This is a genomic window from uncultured Piscinibacter sp., from assembly GCF_937952055.1.
Taxonomy (GTDB): domain Bacteria; phylum Pseudomonadota; class Gammaproteobacteria; order Burkholderiales; family Burkholderiaceae_C; genus Piscinibacter.
Genome location: NZ_CALFYO010000022.1, coordinates 118,208 through 138,174 on the forward strand (window position 1 = coordinate 118,208; position 19,967 = coordinate 138,174).

20 protein-coding genes are annotated in these 19,967 nt (G+C 68.3%); 10 read left to right on the forward strand and 10 right to left on the reverse strand.

Translation table 11 applies throughout. The features are described 5' to 3' along the window. Nucleotides 1-14: 14 nt before the first annotated feature. Nucleotides 15-737 carry a bifunctional 2-polyprenyl-6-hydroxyphenol methylase/3-demethylubiquinol 3-O-methyltransferase UbiG gene (locus Q0599_RS19390; protein ID WP_298833132.1) on the reverse strand — a complete coding sequence of 241 codons (723 nt, stop codon included), beginning with the start codon at nt 735-737 and terminating at the stop codon, nt 15-17. 709 nt (nt 738-1,446) lie between these two features. Here Q0599_RS19390 and Q0599_RS19395 point away from each other — a divergent pair. After that, complete coding sequence (locus Q0599_RS19395) at nt 1,447-1,827, forward strand: hypothetical protein (RefSeq protein WP_298833135.1); 381 nt, start codon at nt 1,447-1,449, stop codon at nt 1,825-1,827. Here Q0599_RS19395 and Q0599_RS19400 read toward each other — a convergent pair. From Q0599_RS19400 to Q0599_RS19415, 4 genes are all read right to left on the reverse strand, one after another. Further along, on the reverse strand, nt 1,808-2,440 hold the full coding sequence (locus Q0599_RS19400) for an exopolysaccharide biosynthesis protein (RefSeq protein ID WP_298833138.1): 633 nt from the start codon (nt 2,438-2,440) through the stop codon (nt 1,808-1,810). The genes Q0599_RS19395 and Q0599_RS19400 overlap by 20 nt on opposite strands. A 72-nt stretch (nt 2,441-2,512) precedes the next feature. After that, a complete protein-coding gene (locus tag Q0599_RS19405; protein ID WP_298833140.1) occupies nt 2,513-3,082 on the reverse strand; it encodes a histidine phosphatase family protein in 570 nt (189 codons plus the stop codon). 198 nt (nt 3,083-3,280) lie between these two features. Then, a complete protein-coding gene (locus tag Q0599_RS19410) occupies nt 3,281-3,793 on the reverse strand; it encodes a dihydrofolate reductase (protein WP_298833143.1) in 513 nt (170 codons plus the stop codon). A gap of 23 nt (nt 3,794-3,816) precedes the next feature. Next, nucleotides 3,817-4,506 (reverse strand): GntR family transcriptional regulator, encoded by a 690-nt coding sequence (locus Q0599_RS19415; protein ID WP_298833148.1) that lies wholly within the window; start codon nt 4,504-4,506, stop codon nt 3,817-3,819. A gap of 141 nt (nt 4,507-4,647) precedes the next feature. Between Q0599_RS19415 and scpA the strand changes: the two genes are divergently transcribed. The 7 genes from scpA to Q0599_RS19450 all read left to right on the forward strand — a co-directional run bounded on the left by scpA (nt 4,648) and on the right by Q0599_RS19450 (nt 14,566). Next, nucleotides 4,648-6,810, forward strand: a complete 2,163-nt coding sequence (gene scpA / locus Q0599_RS19420; RefSeq protein WP_298833151.1) for a methylmalonyl-CoA mutase — start codon at nt 4,648-4,650, stop codon at nt 6,808-6,810. A 1-nt stretch (nt 6,811) separates the two neighbouring features. Next, nucleotides 6,812-7,819: a methylmalonyl Co-A mutase-associated GTPase MeaB gene (gene meaB, locus Q0599_RS19425; RefSeq protein WP_298833153.1), complete on the forward strand. Its 1,008-nt coding sequence runs from the start codon at nt 6,812-6,814 to the stop codon at nt 7,817-7,819. Nucleotides 7,820-7,832: 13 nt separating this feature from the next. Continuing rightward, nucleotides 7,833-9,365: an acyl-CoA carboxylase subunit beta gene (locus Q0599_RS19430; protein ID WP_298833156.1), complete on the forward strand. Its 1,533-nt coding sequence runs from the start codon at nt 7,833-7,835 to the stop codon at nt 9,363-9,365. 21 nt (nt 9,366-9,386) lie between these two features. Beyond that, nucleotides 9,387-11,417 (forward strand): acetyl-CoA carboxylase biotin carboxylase subunit, encoded by a 2,031-nt coding sequence (gene accC, locus Q0599_RS19435; RefSeq protein WP_298833159.1) that lies wholly within the window; start codon nt 9,387-9,389, stop codon nt 11,415-11,417. Between the two features lie 2 nt (nt 11,418-11,419). Beyond that, nucleotides 11,420-11,896, forward strand: a complete 477-nt coding sequence (locus Q0599_RS19440; protein ID WP_298833162.1) for a VOC family protein — start codon at nt 11,420-11,422, stop codon at nt 11,894-11,896. Next, entirely contained in the window at nt 11,893-12,429 is a 537-nt protein-coding gene (gene def / locus Q0599_RS19445; RefSeq protein ID WP_298833164.1) for a peptide deformylase, read from the forward strand. The genes Q0599_RS19440 and def overlap by 4 nt, the downstream gene beginning before the upstream one ends. 142 nt (nt 12,430-12,571) lie before the next feature. After that, nucleotides 12,572-14,566 carry a DUF6600 domain-containing protein gene (locus Q0599_RS19450; RefSeq protein WP_298833167.1) on the forward strand — a complete coding sequence of 665 codons (1,995 nt, stop codon included), beginning with the start codon at nt 12,572-12,574 and terminating at the stop codon, nt 14,564-14,566. A gap of 3 nt (nt 14,567-14,569) precedes the next feature. On the opposite strand, the gene Q0599_RS19455 is transcribed toward Q0599_RS19450, so the two are convergent. Continuing rightward, a complete protein-coding gene (locus tag Q0599_RS19455) occupies nt 14,570-15,244 on the reverse strand; it encodes an arylesterase (protein WP_298833170.1) in 675 nt (224 codons plus the stop codon). Between Q0599_RS19455 and Q0599_RS19460 the strand changes: the two genes are divergently transcribed. Then, nucleotides 15,243-15,929, forward strand: a complete 687-nt coding sequence (locus Q0599_RS19460; protein ID WP_298833172.1) for an ABC transporter ATP-binding protein — start codon at nt 15,243-15,245, stop codon at nt 15,927-15,929. The two genes, Q0599_RS19455 and Q0599_RS19460, sit on opposite strands and share 2 nt — an antisense overlap. Nucleotides 15,930-15,953: 24 nt before the next feature. Here Q0599_RS19460 and Q0599_RS19465 read toward each other — a convergent pair whose 3' ends face one another. The 4 genes from Q0599_RS19465 to msrB form a co-directional block, all read right to left on the reverse strand. Beyond that, nucleotides 15,954-16,718 (reverse strand): peptidylprolyl isomerase, encoded by a 765-nt coding sequence (locus Q0599_RS19465; RefSeq protein WP_298833315.1) that lies wholly within the window; start codon nt 16,716-16,718, stop codon nt 15,954-15,956. 61 nt (nt 16,719-16,779) lie between these two features. Then, nucleotides 16,780-17,049 carry a BolA family transcriptional regulator gene (locus Q0599_RS19470; RefSeq protein ID WP_298833174.1) on the reverse strand — a complete coding sequence of 90 codons (270 nt, stop codon included), beginning with the start codon at nt 17,047-17,049 and terminating at the stop codon, nt 16,780-16,782. Continuing rightward, nucleotides 17,046-17,690, reverse strand: a complete 645-nt coding sequence (locus tag Q0599_RS19475) for a septation protein A (RefSeq protein ID WP_298833176.1) — start codon at nt 17,688-17,690, stop codon at nt 17,046-17,048. The genes Q0599_RS19470 and Q0599_RS19475 overlap by 4 nt, the downstream gene beginning before the upstream one ends. Beyond that, the gene (msrB, locus tag Q0599_RS19480; protein ID WP_298833178.1) at nt 17,687-18,085 is read right to left on the reverse strand and encodes a peptide-methionine (R)-S-oxide reductase MsrB; all 399 of its coding nucleotides are present in this window, start codon (nt 18,083-18,085) and stop codon (nt 17,687-17,689) included. Before msrB ends, Q0599_RS19475 begins: the two co-directional genes overlap by 4 nt. Before the next feature lie 198 nt (nt 18,086-18,283). Here msrB and Q0599_RS19485 point away from each other — a divergent pair, with 198 nt between their 5' ends. Continuing rightward, nucleotides 18,284-19,930, forward strand: a complete 1,647-nt coding sequence (locus Q0599_RS19485; RefSeq protein ID WP_298833180.1) for a 3-(methylthio)propionyl-CoA ligase — start codon at nt 18,284-18,286, stop codon at nt 19,928-19,930. The last annotated feature ends 37 nt before the right edge of the window (nt 19,931-19,967 follow it).

Genomic DNA, 19,967 nt, shown 5'->3' on the forward strand with positions numbered 1-19,967 from the left:
GCGGCTGGCTGGCCTCAGACCCGCGTCGCCGTCGCCACCAGCGAGTGGCCCAGCATGCACCATTCCTTGGCGCGCTCGATGCGATGCGGCGGCACGAACCTGGCGAGCGCGCCATTGAGGCGCGGCGAGTTCACCATGCGCAGCAGGCCGCGGTCGCCGACCGGCACGAGCGACTCGATCCGCACTGTGGCGAACCTCGGCGCGAGCAGGCTCCTGAGTTCGCGGTGGTCGACCCAATGGCGGATCTGACTCGGATCGGGTTCGGCCACAACGCTCCAGCGCTGCAGGACCGGGCGATTCTGCGTGGCGAGCACGAGCGTGCCGCCGGGACGAAGGAGGTCGGCCAACCGCGCCACGAAGGCAGGCTGGTCCGCGACGTGCGACAGCACCTCGAGGCAGACGGCCACGTCGAAGCCCGCCTGCGGCAGGTCGAGTTCGAGCACGTCGCCGCAGAGGAAGCGTGCCTGCGGCACACGACGAGCCGCGTGTGCCAGCGTGACTGCGGTGATGTCGATGCCCGTGACGCTGCCGTATCGCACCAGTCGCTCGCACATCCAGCCCGTGCCGCAACCGATGTCGACGATCGACAGGTCTCGGCGTTGGTGGCCGGCAACAGCGGCTTCGACGACGTCGCCCTGTCGCTGCGACGACGGTGGCAGGCGGTCGCTGCGGGCACGTACGTTCCAGCCGTCCCAGTAGGCAGCCTGTTCCTCGATGGAAGGGGTTCTCTCAAGCATGTCGATGACTCACAAGTCCGGAACGCAGCGTCGCTACGAGAACGACCGCGAGCGCCGAAGGCTGGCGCCGTGCGGTGGCGTGACGGCCCGACGGGGCCGCGCGTGGTCAAGCCCGAGAACGGGGAGGGCGCCGGGGCCCTTCGAGACAAGGCGGTGCGAGCGCTCTCATGGCGTACGGCGTCGGCAGGTTGTGAAGGCGAAATGCGCGCGGCATGGGCTCGCCATCGGGTGGCGGAGCCGAAGGGTTGGACCCATCGCCGATGAGGTGACAGACCGACTCGGCGCTTGCCTCGACCAGCTGCGCGGCGCCTTGTGCATGCTGGTGCGTCTGTAGATTCCAATGCAGCCCGGCATCGACCGGATCGGCGAGCGCCGCGACGGTCCAGCCGGCCCGCCCCATTGCAGCGGCCTGCCAAAGCATGGCAAGCAACATCCCAACGGCAACCATTCCTTTCGACACGCACTTAATCTAGGATAAGAACCGAGTTCCTTCTCCCCCCAACCCAGGGGGAGGTCCGGGAAAGAACTTATGGCCCTGCGCACCGTCTGCTCGGCGGTTGTCAGATCTTCGCAGAGGCAGTCATCCTGACGAGGGAGAAGGGTGCACGGGCCTGCCTGTGCATGCGCCGTCGGTCGGCCGCGGTGCCTTGCTCGCGCAGGTGGCACCGGTCACCGCCGCCCGACGGCACAAGCCCGTACCATCGAGCCGATGAGAACCTGGAAACTCCTCGTCGCACTCTCTGCCCCCGCCTTCGTGGTTGTCTCGGCGAAGGCCGGGGTCATCGACATCGCCTGGAACGCCGAGCGGCGCTTCGAGCACAGCGCCGAGGTTGCACCGGGTCGGTTCGCCGAGATCTGCGGCAAGCTGGACCGGGGCGCCACGGTGCGTTGGGTGTTCGAGGCCGGCGGACCGCTGGACTTCAACATCCATTACCACGTCGGCAAGGAAGTGCTCTACCCGGCCAGGCGCAGCGCCATGAGGCGTGGCGCAGGCAGCCTGCCGGTCGCGCTCGACCAGGACTATTGCTGGATGTGGACCAACAAGGCCGCGCGACCGGTGACGCTGAAGCTCAGCCTAGAACTCTCGTGACGAAATAGATCGCTGCTTTCGCCATCGCGAACACGACGCCCGACACCAGCACGGTGGCGGCGACGGACGCAGCGATTCCGGCCAGCACCCACAGTCCGTCACGCTCGAGGATGCCCAGCGCGAGCAGGCAGATTGCCAGCGCGGGCAGCATGTTGCCCAGAGGGATTGGCAGCAGGATCATGATCGACAGCAACAGGCACAGTGCGCCGACCACCGACTCCATCGGTCCGCTCGCGAGCAGGGTGGCGCGCGGGCGCATCAGTCGCTCCGCGCGCACCATCCAGGGAGAGATGCGGCGCACCAGCGTGGTGAAGTCGCTGCGCGACATCGAGCGGCTGGCCACCACTCTGGGCAACCAGGCCTTGAGGTCGAGGGCCATCTGGGCGGCAAGGAACACCAGCGGCGCGCCGAGCAGGGCCGAGGTGCCGGGCGGCATCGGCGGCACGTTGGGCAGGGCGAAGACGATCAGCATCGCCGCGAGGGCGCGGTCGCCCAGGGCTTCGAGCAGGTCGGAGACCGAGATGCGCTCGCGGCTCGTGTCGGCCGCCATCGCCTGCAGCAGTGCCGACAACGGGATCTTGTGGGAGGCGGCGTCGGGATCGGGGGAAGTCATGCGCGGGGCGCGGTGGCGGCCGGGCCACTTTACGCCGAGGGCAGAAGGCGCGGCGATTCTAGCCAGTGCCGTTCAGGCGACGGTCAGCCGCGCCAGCACCTTCGGCGCGCCGGTAGCGTCCGCGCGCAACACCAAGCCTTCGCCGGAGCCGCTGCCCTCGCCGACCAGGGCCGAGAGCACGAACATGTGCGTCACCCACGCCTCGAAGCGGTCGCGCCGTGCCGAGGCGGCCGCCACGGCCCGGCGCAGCCTGTGGATCGACTCGGCGTTGGTGGCCTCGGGGTAGCCGCGCGGTGAGCCGAGCGAGGACTCCACCTCGGGCGGCCCGAAGGCCAGCGTGGCGGTGTCGATGCAGCGGCACCAGGGGCTGGAACGCACGCGCGCGGGCTTCAGCGAGCGCGTCGCGAACCATTCGCCGATGCGCCGGGCCTGCGCGCGGCCTTCCTCGCTGAGATTGCGCTGCGTGGCGCAGTCGCCGATGCGGAATCCCGGCGGGTCGAAGGTGCCGGGCGCGAGGGCATGGCGGAAGGCGATCACCACGCCGCCCTGGCGCAGCAGCGCCTCGGCGTCGCCTGCCGCGGCCGAACCGGGCCAGGCCGGTGCCGCGAGTCCGGCGAGCACTACGGTGCGGCGGCCGATCATGGCCGGATGCCGCCATGTCGGCGAAGGCAGATAAGCGTGGTCATGTTCCGCTGCAGACGTGATGGGACGAAGCGCAATGATGACCATCGCATTGTGGTCTCGCGCTGTCCGTCGGAAAGTCATGGCCTCCGCGGTGGTTATCGCGGTTGGGCCGCGCATTCGCAGCGAGCGGCCGAGCCGGCGCGTTGTGCCGCGGAGTCAGGCCGCTGCAATGCGCTCGTAGCGGTTGAAGCGGTAGCCGGTGCCGTCGGCGCTGGTGCGCGGCTCGGTCTCGACCAGGCGGAACTGGGCGCGTGACCAGTCGGGGAAGAACGTGTCGGCCTGGAACTCGGCGTCGATCTCGGTCAGCGCGAGTTCGTCCGCATGCGGCAGCGCCAGCGTGTAGAGCTCCGCGCCGCCGATCACGAACACCTTGGCCGCGTCGCTGACGAGCGAAAGCGCCTCGCCCAGCGAACCCGCGCGCTCGGCGCCTTCGGCCTGCCAATGCGGCTGGTGCGTCAGGACGATGTTGCGCCGGCCGGGCAGGGGGCGGAAGCGCGGCGGCAGCGAGTCCCAGGTCTTTCGGCCCATGATCACCGGACAGCCCATGGTGACGCGGCGGAAGTGTTTCTGGTCTTCGGACTCGTGCCACAGCAGTTCGCCGCCGTGGCCGATGGCGCGGTTGCGGGCGACGGCGGCGATCAGCGCGAGGGTGGGGCGGTGCTTCGTCATCCGCGGCATTGTCGGGCCTGGGCTCAGGCCAGTGCCGCGGCCTCGCGCCCGGCGTTCAGGTGCTGCCTCATCAGCGCCTGCACGCGTTCGGCATCGCGCGCCGTCAACGCCGCCATGATCAGGCGGTGCTCCTTCAGCGAGGCCTCCAGCCGGCCCTGCTTGAGCAGTGACTGGCGGCGATTCAGCTTCATCACCTTGCGCAGGTCGGCCACCATCTGCACCCGCCAGCGGTTGTCGGCGATCTCCAGCAGGCGCATGTGGAAGCGCTCGTTGGCGGCGAAGAAGCGGTCGCGGTCGTTGAGTGCGGCCTCGAGTTCGTCGTGAATGACGCGCAGCTCGGCCATCTCCGCCTCCGTGGCCTTCTGCGCGGCGACGCGCGCGGCATCGCTCTCCAGCAGCGCGAGCAGGTGGAAGACCTCGGCGAGGTCGCGCTCCGACACCTCGGTCACGTAGGCGCCACGGCGCAGCTTCATCGTCACCAGGCCTTCCGTGGCCAGCACCTTGAGCGCCTCGCGCAGCGGCGTGCGGCTGATGCCGTACTCGGCGGCGAGGGCCTGCTCGTCGATCCAGCTGCCGGGCGCGAGCTGGTGGGCGAGGATGCGCGTGCGCAACTGCTCGGCCACCTGTTCGTAGAGCGCACGCTCGGCCAGGCGGCCCGCGGCGCGCGGCTTGCCGGCGGCGAGAACGGGGGAGTCGGCTCCGGACGTTGACATGTCGACGGCAGGCGAAAGCTGGCAGAAAGCTGAGAAGCTGAAGATATAATTCAATTTTGAATTATGGCCAAGAGTGGCCTGGCCGTCCATCCCAAGCTTTGCGGCGCCGGGGGCGCCGGAACATCGAGCGAGGAGAAGCACATGTCCAACGATCCTGTCCGCGCGTCCGAAGGCATGGCGCAATGGCTGAAGGCGGCGGCAAAGTCGGCACCAGGTGGCGACGTCCAGGCGCTGAACTGGGTCACGCCCGAAGGCATCGTCGTGAAGCCGGTCTACACCGCGGCCGATCTCGAGGGGCTGCCCCACGCCGACACGCTGCCCGGCTTCGCACCCTTCGTGCGGGGCCCGCAGGCGACCATGTACGCGGTGCGGCCGTGGACGATTCGACAGTACGCCGGCTTCTCCACCGCCGAGGCCTCCAACGACTTCTACCGCAAGGCGCTCGCCGCCGGCGGGCAGGGCGTCAGCGTTGCCTTCGACCTGGCCACCCACCGCGGCTACGACAGCGACCATCCGCGCGTGACGGGCGACGTCGGGAAGGCCGGCGTGGCGATCGACTCGGTGGAGGACATGAAGATCCTGTTCGACGGCATCCCGCTGGACAAGGTGTCGGTGTCGATGACGATGAACGGCGCCGTGCTGCCGGTGCTGGCCGGCTACGTGGTGGCGGCGGAGGAGCAAGGGGTCAGCCAGGACAAGCTCAGCGGAACCATCCAGAACGACATCCTCAAGGAGTTCATGGTCCGCAACACCTACATCTACCCGCCCGAGCCGAGCATGCGGATCATCGGCGACATCATCGAGTACACGGCGAAGAACATGCCGAAGTTCAACTCGATCTCGATCTCCGGCTACCACATGCAGGAGGCGGGCGCGAACCAGGCGCTGGAACTCGCCTTCACGCTGGCCGACGGCAAGGAGTACGTCAAGACCGCGCTGGCCAAGGGTCTGGACGTGGACGAGTTCGCCGGCCGGCTCAGCTTCTTCTGGGCCATCGGCATGAACTTCTATCTGGAAGTGGCCAAGATGCGCGCCGCGCGCCTGCTGTGGTGGCGCATCATGAAGGAGTTCGCGCCGAAGAACCCGAAGAGCCTGATGCTGCGCACGCACTGCCAGACGTCGGGCTGGAGCCTCACCGAGCAGGACCCTTACAACAACGTGGTGCGCACCACCATCGAGGCGATGGCCGCCGTGTTCGGCGGCACGCAGAGCCTGCACACCAATGCGCTCGACGAAGCCATCGCGCTGCCCACCGAGTTCAGCGCCCGCATCGCGCGCAATACGCAGCTGATCATCCAGGAAGAGACGCACATCACCAACGTGGTCGACCCCTGGGCGGGCAGCTACATGATGGAGAAGCTCACGCAGGACATGGCCGATGCCGCCTGGAAGATCATCGAGGAAGTCGATGCGATGGGCGGTATGGTCAAGGCGGTCGACTCGGGCTGGGCCAAGCTGAAGATCGAGGCCAGCGCCGCCGAGAAGCAGGCGCGCATCGATTCGGGCAAGGACGTGATCGTCGGCGTCAACAAGTACAAGCTGGGGAAAGAGGATCCGATCGAGATCCTGGAGGTGGACAACCACGCGGTGCGCGAGAACCAGGTGCGTCGCCTGGAGGCGCTGCGTGCAAGACGCGACGGCGCAAAGGTGGCGTCAGCGCTTGACGCGCTGACCGCCTGTGCCGAGACTGGCCAGGGCAACCTGCTCGACCTGAGCATCCAGGCGATCCGCCTGCGTGCAACGGTGGGCGAGGTGTCCGATGCCTTGGAGAAGGCCTGGGGGCGCCACCGCGCCGACACGCAGAAGGTGACCGGGGTGTACGCAGCCGCCTACGACAGTGCCGAGGGCTGGGACAAGCTGAAGGCCGAGATCGCCGCCTTTGCGGAAGCGCAGGGCCGCCGCCCGCGCGTGATGATCGCCAAGCTGGGCCAGGACGGCCACGACCGCGGGGCCAAGGTGGTGGCCACGGCTTTCGCCGACCTGGGCTTTGACGTCGACATGGGCCCGCTGTTCCAGACCGCCGAGGAGTGCGCGCGCCAGGCGATCGAGAACGACGTGCACGCGGTGGGCGTCTCCACGCTGGCTGCCGGCCACAAGACGCTGGTGCCGGCCATCATCAAGAGCCTGCGCGAGCAGGGCGCCGACGACATCATCGTCTTCGTCGGCGGCGTGATCCCGCGGCAGGACTACGATTTCCTCCACGAGGCGGGCGTGAAAGGCATCTACGGCCCCGGCACCCCGATCCCGGCGAGCGCGAAGGACGTGCTCGAGCAGATCAAGCAGAGTCTCGCGAAGAAGGCCTGACGTGAACCTGCCGGCTGCCGAACAGGCGCTGATGGAGGGCGTGCTGCGCCGCGAACGGCGCGCGCTCGCCAAGGCCATCACCCTGCTCGAATCGACGCGCGCGGACCATCGCGCGCGCGCCGATGCGCTGCTCAATGCCTTGCTGCCGCAAAGCGGCAATGCGATCCGCCTCGGCATCTCCGGTGTGCCGGGCGTGGGCAAGTCCACTTTCATCGAGGCGCTCGGCCTGCACCTGATCGGCCAGGGGCATCGCGTGGCGGTGCTGGCGATCGATCCGTCGTCGTCCGTGTCTGGCGGCTCCATCCTCGGCGACAAGACGCGCATGGAGCAGCTCTCCGTCAACGAGGCGGCCTACATCCGCCCCAGCCCGGCGGCCGGAACACTCGGCGGCGTGGCCGAGAAGACGCGCGAGGCCATGCTGGTGTGCGAGGCAGCCGGCTACGACGTGCTGATCGTCGAGACCGTCGGCGTCGGCCAGAGCGAGACGGCCGTCTCGAGCATGACCGACCTGTTCGTGCTGCTGCAGTTGCCCAACGCCGGCGACGACCTGCAGGCGATCAAGAAGGGCGTGATGGAGCTGGCCGACCTGGTGGTCATCAACAAGGCCGACATCGACCCGAGTGCCGCCACGCGTGCGCAGGCGCAGATCACTTCCGCGCTGCGCGTCTTCAACTTCCATGGCCACCCGACCCACGCCGGCGACCGCTGGCAGCCGAAAGTGATGCAGCTCAGCGCGCTGAAGGTGCAGGGTATCGCGGACTTCTGGGCGGCCGTGAAGGAGTCCGAATCGAAGCGCCGCGCCAGCGGCGACTTCGAGGCGCGCCGGCGTCACCAGGCCTTGGCATGGATGTGGGACATCGTGCACGCCGGCCTGCGCCACGCCTTCGACCAGCATCCGGCGGTGCGAGCCGCGCTGCCCCAGACCTTGCACGACGTCGACGAGGCGCGCATCGCGCCGTCCGCCGCGGCGCGCACGCTCCTGAACCTGTTCCAGCATCCGAAGCCTTGAGGAGGCACCCACCATGCACGACATCATCCAGCAGCTCGAAGCCAAGCGCGCCAAGGCGCGCCTGGGCGGCGGCGAGAAGCGCATCGCTGCGCAACACGGCAAGGGCAAGCTCACCGCGCGCGAGCGCATCGAGCTGCTGCTCGACGAGGGCACGTTCGAGGAGTGGGACATGTTCGTCGAGCACCGTTGCGCAGACTTCGGCATGGCCGACAACAAGATCCCGGGCGACGGCGTGGTCACCGGCTACGGCATGATCAACGGCCGGCTGGTGTTCGTCTTCAGCCAGGACTTCACCGTCTTCGGCGGCGCGCTCTCCGAGGCGCATGCCGAGAAGATCTGCAAGGTGATGGACCAGGCGATGAAGGTGGGCGCGCCGGTGATCGGCCTGAACGACTCCGGCGGCGCGCGCATCCAGGAAGGCGTGGCCTCGCTGGGCGGCTATGCGGAGGTGTTCCAGCGCAACGTGCTGGCCTCGGGCGTGGTGCCGCAGATCAGCATGATCATGGGCCCCTGTGCCGGCGGCGCGGTGTATTCGCCGGCGATGACCGACTTCATCTTCATGGTGAAGGACAGCTCCTACATGTTCGTCACCGGCCCCGAGGTGGTGAAGACGGTGACGCACGAGGAGGTGACGGCCGAGGAGCTCGGCGGCGCCGGCACGCACACGACGCGCAGCGGGGTGGCCGATCTGGCCTTCGAGAACGACGTCGACGCCCTGCTGATGCTGCGCCGGCTGTTCAACTACCTGCCGCTGAACAACAAGGAGAAGCCGCCGGTGCGCCGCAGCGACGACCCGGCCGAGCGGCTGGACTGGTCGCTCGACACCCTGGTGCCGGACAACCCGAACAAGCCTTACGACATGAAGGAGCTGATCGCCAAGACGGTCGACGACGGCGACTTCTTCGAACTGCAGCCCGACTACGCCAAGAACATTGTCATTGGCTTCGGACGCATGGAGGGGCAGACGGTGGGCATCGTCGCCAACCAGCCGCTGGTGCTGGCCGGCTGCCTGGACATCAAGAGCTCGATCAAGGCGGCGCGCTTCGTGCGCTTCTGCGACGCCTTCAACATCCCCGTGCTGACCTTCGTCGACGTGCCCGGCTTCATGCCCGGCACCAGCCAGGAGTACGGCGGCATCATCAAGCACGGCGCCAAGCTGCTGTATGCCTACGCCGAGTGCACGGTGCCGAAGATCACGGTCATCACGCGCAAGGCCTACGGCGGCGCCTATGACGTGATGAGCTCCAAGCACCTGCGCGGCGACGTCAACTTCGCCTGGCCGAACGCCGAGATCGCGGTGATGGGTGCCAAGGGCGCGGTGGAGATCATCTTCCGCGAGGACAAGGGCGACCCGGCCAAGCTCGCGGCGAAGGAAGCCGAGTACAAGGCGCGCTTCGCCAACCCGTTCGTGGCCGGCGCGCGCGGCTACATCGACGACGTGATCCAGCCGCACGAGACGCGCAAGCGCATCTGCCGCAGCCTCGTGATGCTGCGCGACAAGAAACTGGAGAACCCGTGGCGCAAGCACGGGAACATCCCGCTCTAGAGGACGGAGGAGACAACCATCATGTTCAGCAAGATCCTCATTGCCAACCGCGGCGAGATCGCCTGCCGCGTCATCAAGACCGCCCGCAAGATGGGCATCAGGACGGTGGCCGTCTACTCGGAGGCCGACCGCGACGCGCGCCACGTCGAGCTCGCCGACGAGGCGGTGTTCATCGGCGCCGCGCCGAGCCGCGAGTCGTATCTCGTGATGGACAAGATCATCGCGGCCTGCAAAAGCACCGGCGCGCAGGCGGTGCACCCCGGCTACGGCTTTCTGTCGGAGAACGAGGAGTTCGCGCGCCGCGTCGAGGAGGAGGGCATCATCTTCATCGGTCCGAAGCACGCCTCGATCGCCGCGATGGGCGACAAGATCGCGTCCAAGAAGCTGGCGATGGCCGCCAAGGTCAACACCATCCCGGGCTACAACGACGTGATCGAGTCGCCGGAAGCCGCGGTGACGATCGCCAAGGACATCGGCTACCCGGTGATGATCAAGGCCAGCGCCGGCGGCGGCGGCAAGGGCCTGCGCGTGGCCTGGAACGACAAGGAGGCCTTCGACGGCTTCAGTTCCTGCCGCAACGAGGCGAAGAACAGCTTCGGCGACGATCGCGTGTTCATCGAGAAGTTCGTCGAGGAGCCGCGCCACATCGAGATCCAGGTGCTCGGCGATGCACACGGCCACTGCGTCTACCTGCACGAGCGCGAGTGCTCGATCCAGCGTCGCCACCAGAAGGTGATCGAGGAGGCCCCGTCGCCGTTCATCAGCGAGGCCACGCGCAAGGCGATGGGCGAGCAGGCCGTGGCGCTGGCCAAGGCGGTGAACTACCAGAGCGCGGGCACGGTCGAGTTCGTGGTCGGCAAGGACCAGAGCTTCTATTTCCTCGAGATGAACACCCGGCTGCAGGTGGAGCATCCGGTCACCGAGTGCATCACCGGGCTGGACCTGGTCGAGCAGATGATCCGTGTGGCCGCCGGCGAGAAGCTCGGCTTCGTGCAGGCCGACATTCCGCGCCGAGGCTGGGCGATGGAGTGCCGCATCAACGCCGAGGATCCGTTCCGCAGCTTCCTGCCCTCCACCGGCCGCCTGGTGAAGTACCAGCCGCCGGCGCAAACGATGGAAGCCGCGCATCCGGTGCCCGAGGGTGGCGGCGTGCGCGTGGACACCGGCGTGTACGAGGGCGGTGAGATCCCGATGTACTACGACTCGATGATCGCCAAGCTGATCGTGCACGGCCTGGACCGCGACGACGCCATTCGCAAGATGCGCGAGGCGCTCAACGGCTTCGTGATCCGCGGCGTGTCGAGCAACATCCCGTTCCAGTCGGCACTGCTCGCGCACCCGAAATTCGTCACCGGCGAGTTCAATACCGGCTTCATCGCCGAGCATTACCCGAAGGGCTTCTCGGCCGAGCAGGTGCCGCACGACGAGCCGGAGTTCCTGCTCATGCTTGCCGGCGCCGCGCATCGCCGCATGCGCGAGCGCGCCTCGCGCATCACCGGTCAGCTGCCCGGCCATGAGCTGCAGATCGGCGAGGACTTCGTCGTCGTGCTCACCGACGAGCGGGGCCAGCGCACGCAGACGCCGCTGCGCGTGAGTCACGGCAACGGCAGCTACGCCGTCGCCATCGGCGGCCGGACGCGGCAGCTGCGATTCGCCGGGCCGCTGCGCGACATCGCGGTCGGCGGCGAGGTCGACGGCCGGCCGTTCACCGCGCAGATCGAGCGAATCGGCCTGCACTACCGCATCACCCACAACGGGGCGCGCATCGATGCCCGCGTGCTGTCGGCGCGTGCCGCCGAACTGGAGGCGCTGATGCCCTTCAAGGCGCCGCCCGATCTGTCGAAGTTCCTGCTCTCGCCGATGCCGGGCCTGCTCGTCGACGTGGCCGTGCAGCCTGGGCAGGCGGTGCGCGCCGGCGAAAAGCTCGCCGTCATCGAGGCGATGAAGATGGAGAACATCCTCGTCGCCCAGCAGGACGGCGTGGTCGCGAAGGTGTCGGCGAACAAGGGCGAGAGCCTGGCCGTCGACCAGGTCATCATGGAGTTCCAGTGAACATGGGCACGCGTCCGTTCAAGGTGCTGGGCATCCAGCAGGTGGCCATCGGCGGGCTCGACAAGAACCGCCTGAAGACGCTGTGGGTCGACAAGCTGGGGCTGGAGGTCACCGGCACCTTCCGTTCCGAGCGCGAGAACGTCGACGAGGACATCTGCGCGATGGGGGCGGGGCCGTTCACCGTCGAAGTCGACCTGATGCAGCCGATGGACCCGGACAAGAAGCCCGCCGTTCACGCCACGCCGCTGAACCACATCGGCCTGTGGATCGACGACCTGCCCAGGGCGGTCGAATGGCTCGCGGCCAACGGCGTGCGCTTCGCCCCGGGCGGCATCCGGCGCGGCGCGGCCGGCCACGACATCTGCTTCCTGCACCCCAAGGGCAACGAGGAGTTCCCGGTCGGCGGGGAGGGCGTGCTGGTCGAACTGGTGCAGGCGCCGCCGGAGGTGATCGCCGCTTTCGCTAGCATCGGCGCATGACCGTTCGCGAGATCCTGAAGATGGGCGACCCGCGGCTGCTGCGCGTCGCCAAGCCGGTGCGGCAGTTCGACACGCCGGAACTGCACGCCTTGATCGCCGACATGTTCGAGACGATGCGCGCCGCCGAGGGCGCCGGGCTGGCGGCGCCGCAGATCGGCGTTGACCTGGCGCTGGTGATCTTCGGCTTCACGACCAACCGCCGCTATCCGGACCGCGAGCCCGTGCCCGAGACGGTGCTGCTCAACCCCAGCGTGGAGCCGCTGTCGGACGAGGAAGACGAGGGCTGGGAAGGCTGCCTGTCGGTGCCCGGGCTGCGTGCCGTGGTGCCGCGCTTCGCGAAGATCCGCTACCGCGGCTTCGACCCCCTGGGCCATGCCATCGAGCGCGAGGCGGCCGGCTTCCATGCTCGCGTCGTGCAGCACGAGTGCGACCATCTGATCGGCAAGCTCTATCCGATGCGCGTGCGCGACTTCAGCCGTTTCGGTTTCACCAGCGTGCTGTTTCCCGGGTTGGACGCCTCCGAAGACGAATGAAGGATTCGCTTGTGTAAAGCTGTGTGTCACGTGCCGGTACGACGTCGGCGGGGGCCGGCGGCGCCGCGTTGGAACAGCACCTGCGCTGCAACTCTGGCGGCGCCCCGGAGTCACGACGACAAGTGACGTGAGAGGCCACACCATGCGAAGCCCGAACCAACGTTTTCTCGGCGCCCTGGCGCTTTTCATCGCCTGTGCCTGGCCTGCGCTGCACGCCACCACAGCCGACGCGGCGCCGGTGCCCTCGCAACAGGAGGAACAGGTGGTCGACCCGCCCGGCCGCGTCGGCCGCATCTCCGAGGTGCAGGGCCAGGTCTGGCTCTACCACCCCGACGAAGGCGAGTGGATGGCCGCCGAGCTCAACCGCCCGCTGACCTCCGGCGACCGCCTTGCCACCGACGGGAATGCGCGCAGCGAGGTGCGCATCGGCTCGACCACGTTGCGGCTGGATGGTGCCACCGAGATCGAGGTGCTGCGACTGGACGACGACAGCCTGTCCCTGCAACTCCACGCCGGCAGCCTGGCCGTGCGCGTGCGCAGCCGGGATCGCGTGCGCGAGTTCGAGTTGCTGACCGGCGAAGGCCGCTTCACGCTGCAGCGCACCGGTCGCTACCGCTTCGACCGCGCCGACGAGGCGAGCTTCGTGACCGTGCTGTCCGGTCAGGCCTACTACGAGGCGCGCAACAGCGCGCTCACCGTGAATGCCGGCCAGCGCGCCGAGTTCTGGCTCGATCGCGGCGACGTACCGCAGTACAGCATCGTCGAGCCGGAGCGTGACTCCTTCTCGAGCTGGGTCGCCGAGCGCGACCGTGCCGACGATCGCACGGCCTCGACCCGCTACGTGTCGCCCGAGATGACCGGCGTCGAGGACCTGGACCGCTACGGCTACTGGCAGGACAACCCCGAGTACGGGGCGTTGTGGGTGCCGCGCGTGGTCGCGCCAGGCTGGGCGCCGTACACCACCGGCCGCTGGGTCTGGGTGGCGCCCTGGGGCTGGACCTGGGTCGACGAAGCGCCCTGGGGATTTGCCCCCTTCCACTATGGCCGCTGGGTCTATGTCGGTGCCACCTGGTGCTGGTCGCCGGGCACCTACGTGCGCCGCCCCGTCTATGCGCCGGCGCTGGTGGCCTGGATCGGCGGGCCGCGCCTGTCGATCGGCATCAGCGTGGGCGGTGGTTCGGCGGTGGGCTGGGTGCCCCTGGCGCCGCGCGAAGTCTATGTGCCGACCTACCGCGTGAGCCCGCGGTATGTGCGCAGCGTGAACGTCACGCACGTCACCAACATCACCAACATCACCACGATCATCAACAACCCGCAGCAGGCGGTGGCGAACCGTGACTACCGCAACCGCAAGTTCCCGCATGCGGTGACGGTGGTGCCGACGAGCACGTTCGCCGCCCGCCAGCCGGTGGCGCAGGCGGCACGCCAGCTGCGCGACACGCCGGCGGTGCGCGAGATCGTGTCGCAGCCTACACGCGGCGCGGTGGTGGCGGCACCGCCAGTGGCTGCGCCGACCCCTGCGCCGCGCCGGTCCGGTGCGCCGGTCGCGCGGCCCCCGGGCCTGCCTGCGACCAGATTGACGCCTGCGTTGCGCGAACAAGCGCCGGGCTTCCAGCGTGACCGGCCCGATGTGGTGCGGCCGGCGCCTGGGGGGCAGGGAGAGGCCGAGCGGCAACATGAGCGGGAACGTGTGCGTGAGCGCGATGTGCGACGCGAGGTGAAGCCGGTGCCGCCGCCGCAGACCCGCCTGGCACCGCAGCCGGCGGTGCGGCTGGTCCAGCCGGCTCAGCTGGACAGACCCCAGCAGCCCGAGCGGCCGGTGCGGCCCCAACAGCCCGAACGGCCCGAACGGCCCGAACGGCCCGCGCGGCCCCCGCAGGCCACGCAGCCCGCGCGGCCCCCGCAGCCCACGCCGCCCACGCCGCCCACGCCGCCGGCGCAAATCGTGCGACCGCAGCCGCAGGTCCAGCCGCACGACCAGCCTCAGGTCCGGCCGCATGTCCGGCCGCAGCCGACTCCGACCGCACCGCCCGCGGCACAGCAGCGAGGCAGCGGCGCGGGTCCGGCACTGCGCGAGCGTCCGGACGTGGGCAACGGACGCTCTCAAGGAAGCCCGTCACCGCGCCGCGAGCCCTGAGCGCTATTTCAGCAGCGGCGCAAGCACCGGCCAGACGTTGTCCAGCATGACCGGGTGGGCTTGCGCCACCGGGTGGATGCGGTCGGGCTGGAACATCGCCTCGGCATTCGCCGCGTTGGCCACGCCCTCGAGGAAGAAGGGCACGAGGGCCGCGCCGCCCTGCCGGGCGACCGTCGCGAACAGCGCGGCGAAGTCCTCGCCGTACTTGCGCCCATAGTTGGGCGGCACCTGCATGCCCAGCAGCAGCACCTTGGCGCCGGCCTCTCGCGACAGCCTGACCATCGCAGCGAGGTTGTCGCGCGTCATGCCCAGCGGCAGGCCGCGCAGCGCGTCGTTGCCGCCCAGTTCGATCAGCACGTGCGTCGGCCGGTGCTGCTTGAGCAAGCCCGGCAGTCGCGATCGTCCGCCGGACGTGGTGTCTCCGCTGATGCTGGCGTTGACCACGGACGCGGCGATGCCTTCGCGGCCGAGGCGCTTCTCCAGCAGTGCCACCCAGCCGCTGCCGCGCGCGATGCCGTACTCGGCCGACAGGCTGTCGCCGACGACGAGCAGTCTGGCCGGGCTCCTGTCGCGCGTGGCGCCTTTCGCCCCTGCGGTGCCCAGGCCCAGCGCGAGCAGGCTACAGTGCGCCAGCCAGGCGCGGCGCGTCGCCGCATGTCGAACCCACCACTGATCCATGTCCGAACCCATCATTGCCGTGGAACGTGTCACCAAGCAGGTGAACGACTCCAGCGGGACGCTGACGATTCTCCACGAGATCGACTTCACCTTGGCGGCGCGTCAGTCGGCGGCGATCGTGGGCGCCTCAGGATCCGGCAAGAGCACGCTGCTGTCGATCATTGCCGGCCTGGACACGCCGACCACCGGCACCGTGAGGCTGGCCGGCATCGACCTCTTCGCGCTCGACGAGGACGCGCGCGCCGAGGTGCGCGCGCAGAAGGTGGGTTTCGTGTTCCAGAGCTTCCAGCTGCTGGCCAACCTGACAGCGCTGGAGAACGTGATGCTGCCGCTGGAGCTTCAGGGCCGGCACGATGCGCGTGCGCTGGCCACCGAGATGCTGGGCCGCGTGGGCCTGTCGGAGCGACTGCGCCACTACCCCAAGGTACTGTCCGGCGGCGAGCAGCAGCGCGTGGCGCTGGCGCGTGCCTTCGTCGTCAAGCCGGCGGTGCTGCTCGCCGACGAGCCCACCGGCAGCCTCGACTTCGCCACCGGCGAGCGCGTCATGGAACTGATGTTCGAGCTCAACCGCGAGGCCGGCACGACGCTGGTGCTGGTCACGCATGACCGTGGCATCGCCGCCCGCTGCGACCGGCAACTGCGCATCGAGGCCGGTCGCGTGGACCTCGGCACGATGGCGATGTAGTCCGGCCAACCGGGCCGGACCGAATCAGTTCAACGTGTTGAACTTGTAGTCGGTCTTCGCCTTCGCGCGGATCGCGTCGCGGAACTCGGCGAGCTTCTGCTGGCCGAGGCGCTGCTGGATCTGGCCCTTCACCTCCTCGAGCGGGGGGAACTTGGCGTCGCGCGTGTCGTCGAGCCTGATGACGTGCCAGCCGAACTGCGACTTCACCGGTGCGTCGGTCATCTCACCCTTCTTGAGCTTGACCATCGCCTGCGAGAACTCGGGCACATAGGCGCCGGGCGCGGCGAAGTCGAGATCGCCGCCGTTCTCGCCGGACCCCGGGTCCTTCGAATTCTTCTTCGCGACGTCCTCGAACTTGGCGCCGCCCTTGATCTGCGCGATCAGCGCCTTGGCCTCGTCTTCCTTCTCGACCAGGATGTGGCGCGCGCGGTACTCGGTGCCGCTGGACTGTGCCTTGAACTTCTCGTACTCGGCCTGGACCTCGGCGTCGGTGACCGGGTTCTTCTTCTGGAAGTCGCTGAACAGCTCGCGGATGAGGATGGTCTGTCGCGCAAACTCCATCTGCTGCTTGTACTCGGCCGAAGCGGCCATCCCGCGCTTCTCGGCCTCCTGCAGGAAGATCTCGCGCAGCACGACTTCGTCGCGCACCTGCTGCTCCAGTTCGGGCGTCTTCGGCTGGCCCGAGCGCGTGGCCTGGCTCATCAGCGCTTCGACGCGCGACTTGGGCACCGCCTTGCCGTTGACGACGGCAATGTTCTGCGCCTGCGCGGCCAGCGGTGCGGCGAGCATGGCGGCGATCGCGAGCGAAGAAAGGCGAAACGACGGGAAAGTGGTCTTCATGGCGGGGAGATCAGAGTTCGCCCGGCTGCCGGGCGTCGATGGCCAGGGCATGGATGCCCTGGGGGATGAGGCTTCGCAAGGCATCATAAACGAGGCGGTGGCGGGCAACCCGTGACAAACCGTTGAAGCGCGCACTGACCACGCGCACGCTGAAATGGCGGCCCTCGCGGGCGCCGGCATGGCCCGCGTGCAGATGGCTGTCGTCCTTCACCTCGAGGGTGACCGGCGCTAGCGCGGCGCGCAGCGCTGCCTCGATCGCCTGCGCCGTGACGATGCTCATGCGCGCGGCGTCTCGCCGCCCTCGGTGTCGGGCGCGACGTGGCGGCTGATGTAGAAGCCCTGCGCCACCGTGAACACCAGCATCAGGCCGATGCCGCCGAAAAGCTTGAAGTTCACCCAGGTGTCGGTGCTGAAGCTGTAGGCCACGTAGATGTTCAGCAGGCCCATGAAGGCGAAGAAGGCGATCCACATGAAGTTCAGCCGCTGCCACACGCCGGCCGGCAGCAGGAGCTGTTCGCCGATCAGGGCGCGCAGCAGGTTCTTGCGGAAGATCAACTGGCTGAGCCAGAAGGTCAGCCCCATCACCCAGTACAGCACGCTGGGCTTCCACTTGATGAAGGTCTCGTTGTGGAACCAGATCGTCGCGCCGCCGAACACGGTCACCAGCGCGAGACTGACCCACAGCATGGTGTCGACCTTGCGGCCGCGCGCGACAATCCAGGCCACCTGCGCCAGCGTGGCGGCGATGACCACCACGGTAGCCAGCAGCACCGGCGCCTCGTTCGGGCCCACGACGCCTCCGGAGACCATGAATCCGAGATGGTCGGAGGCGAACTGGGCTGCCCAGTCCTTGCGTCCTTCGGTCACCTTGAAGGTGCCGAAGAACAGGATGATGGGCAGGAAGTCGAACAGCAGCTTCATTTGGCCGCGAAGTCTATCGCAGCCGAATTGATGCAATAGCGCTCGCCGGTGGGGGCTGGGCCGTCCTCGAACACATGGCCGAGGTGTGCGCCGCAATGGTTGCAGCGGACCTCGACACGCACCATGCCGTGGCTACGGTCGACCACTCGCTCGATCACCTCGCTGTTGATCGGTTGCCAGTAGCTTGGCCAGCCGCAACCCGCGTCGAACTTGGTGGTCGATTCGAACAGCGGCGTGCCGCAGCCGACGCATCGGTAGCGACCCTGTTCCCAGTGGTTCCAATACTTGCCGGTGAATGGGCGCTCGGTGGCGGCGTGGCGCGTGACCTCGTACTGCATCGGGTCGAGCTGAGCCCGCCACTCGGCGTCGGACTTCTTGACCTTGTACTCGCTCATGGTGGACAGGAGATGCGAAGGAATGGCACCCACGCCCGCGGGTTGCTGCATGGACCGGCAGTGTAGTCACGCCCGGCGCCCTCGGAGGCGCTAGGGGTAAACCGCAGGCAGAGTGCCCCTGGCGGGGTTCCTATCATCGCTGCGTCGCAGCAATTGCGGCTGCCCACCCTTCATCACTTTCGAACACGGAGCGAGACCATGCCACGCCTGATGGGCCAGATGATGCAGATGCCGCTGATGATCTCCTCGCTGCTGGTGCATGCCGCCCGCCACCACGGCGACATCGAGATCGTCTCCAAGCGCGTCGAGGGCGATATCCACCGCTACACCTACCGGGACGCCGAGCTGCGAGCGCGCAAGCTGGCGCAGGCCTTCGCGCGGCTGGGATGCGAACCGGGAGACCGCGTCGCCACGCTGGCCTGGAACGGTTACCGTCACTTCGAGATCTACTACGGCGCTTCCGGCTCGGAGCTGGTCTGCCACACCATCAATCCGCGCCTGTTCCCGGAGCAGATCGCCTGGATCGCCAACGATGCGGCCGACAAGGTGCTCTGCTTCGACCTGAACTTCCTGCCGCTGGTCGAAAAGCTCGCGCCCCAGCTCGGCAGCGTGAAGCACTTCGTCGCCATGGTCGGCCGCAGCCACATGCCGGCGGGCAGCAGCATTCCCGGGCTGCTGTGCTACGAGGACCTGGTCGACGGCGAGGACGGCGTCTTCCGCTGGCCGGACTTCGACGAGAACACCGCGTCGAGCATCTGCTACACGTCGGGCACCACCGGCAACCCGAAGGGCGCGGTCTACAGCCACCGCTCGACGCTGCTGCACACCTACGGGCTGGCGCTGCCCGACGGCATGGGGGTCGGCGCGAAGGACGTGATCCTGCCGGTGGTGCCGATGTTCCACGTCAACGCCTGGGGCACGCCCTACGCGGCGCCGATGATCGGCGCCAAGCTGGTCTTTCCGGGGCCGCACCTGGACGGCAAGTCGCTCTACGAGCTGATGGAGGCCGAGAAGGTCACGTTCAGTGCAGGCGTGCCGACGGTGTGGCTGGGCCTGATCAACTTCGCGCAGGCCGGCAAGCTGAAGTTCAGCACGCTGCGCCGCACGGTGATCGGGGGATCCGCATGCCCGCCCGCGATGATGCGCACGTTGGAGGACGACTTCGACGTCGAGGTCATCCACGCCTGGGGCATGACCGAGATGTCGCCGCTGGGCACGCTGTCCAAGCTGAAGGCCAAGCACGCGTCGCTCGACCTCGAGGCGCAGCGCCGCATCCTCGAGAAGCAGGGCAAGGTCATCTTCGGCGTCGACATGGAGATCATCGACGACGACGGCGCCCCGCTGTCCTGGGACGGCAAGGCGTCGGGCAACCTGGTGGTGCGCGGGCCATGGGTGATCCAGAGCTACTTCCAGCGGGCGGAGTCGCCACTGGTCAAGGTCAACGGCCGCGACTGGTTCCCCACCGGCGACGTGGCGGCGATCGATGCCGACGCCTACATGCAGATCACCGATCGCAGCAAGGACGTCATCAAGTCCGGTGGCGAGTGGATCAGCTCGATCGATCTGGAGAACATCGCCATGGGTCACCCTGCGGTGCTCGAGGCGGCAGCGATCGCCTGCCGCCACCCGAAGTGGGACGAGCGTCCGCTGCTGGTGGTGGTGAAGAAGCCCGGCGCCGAGCTCACGCGCGAACAGATGCTCGCCTACTTCGAAGGCCGCATCGCCAAGTGGCAGATCCCCGACGACGTGGCCTTCGTCGGCGAGATCCCGCACACCGCCACCGGCAAGATGCAGAAGCTCAAACTGCGCGAGCTGTTCAAGGACCATCGACTGCCCACCATTTGAGTTCACGTCGGCAAGCCCCCTGTCTCGACGGTGACAA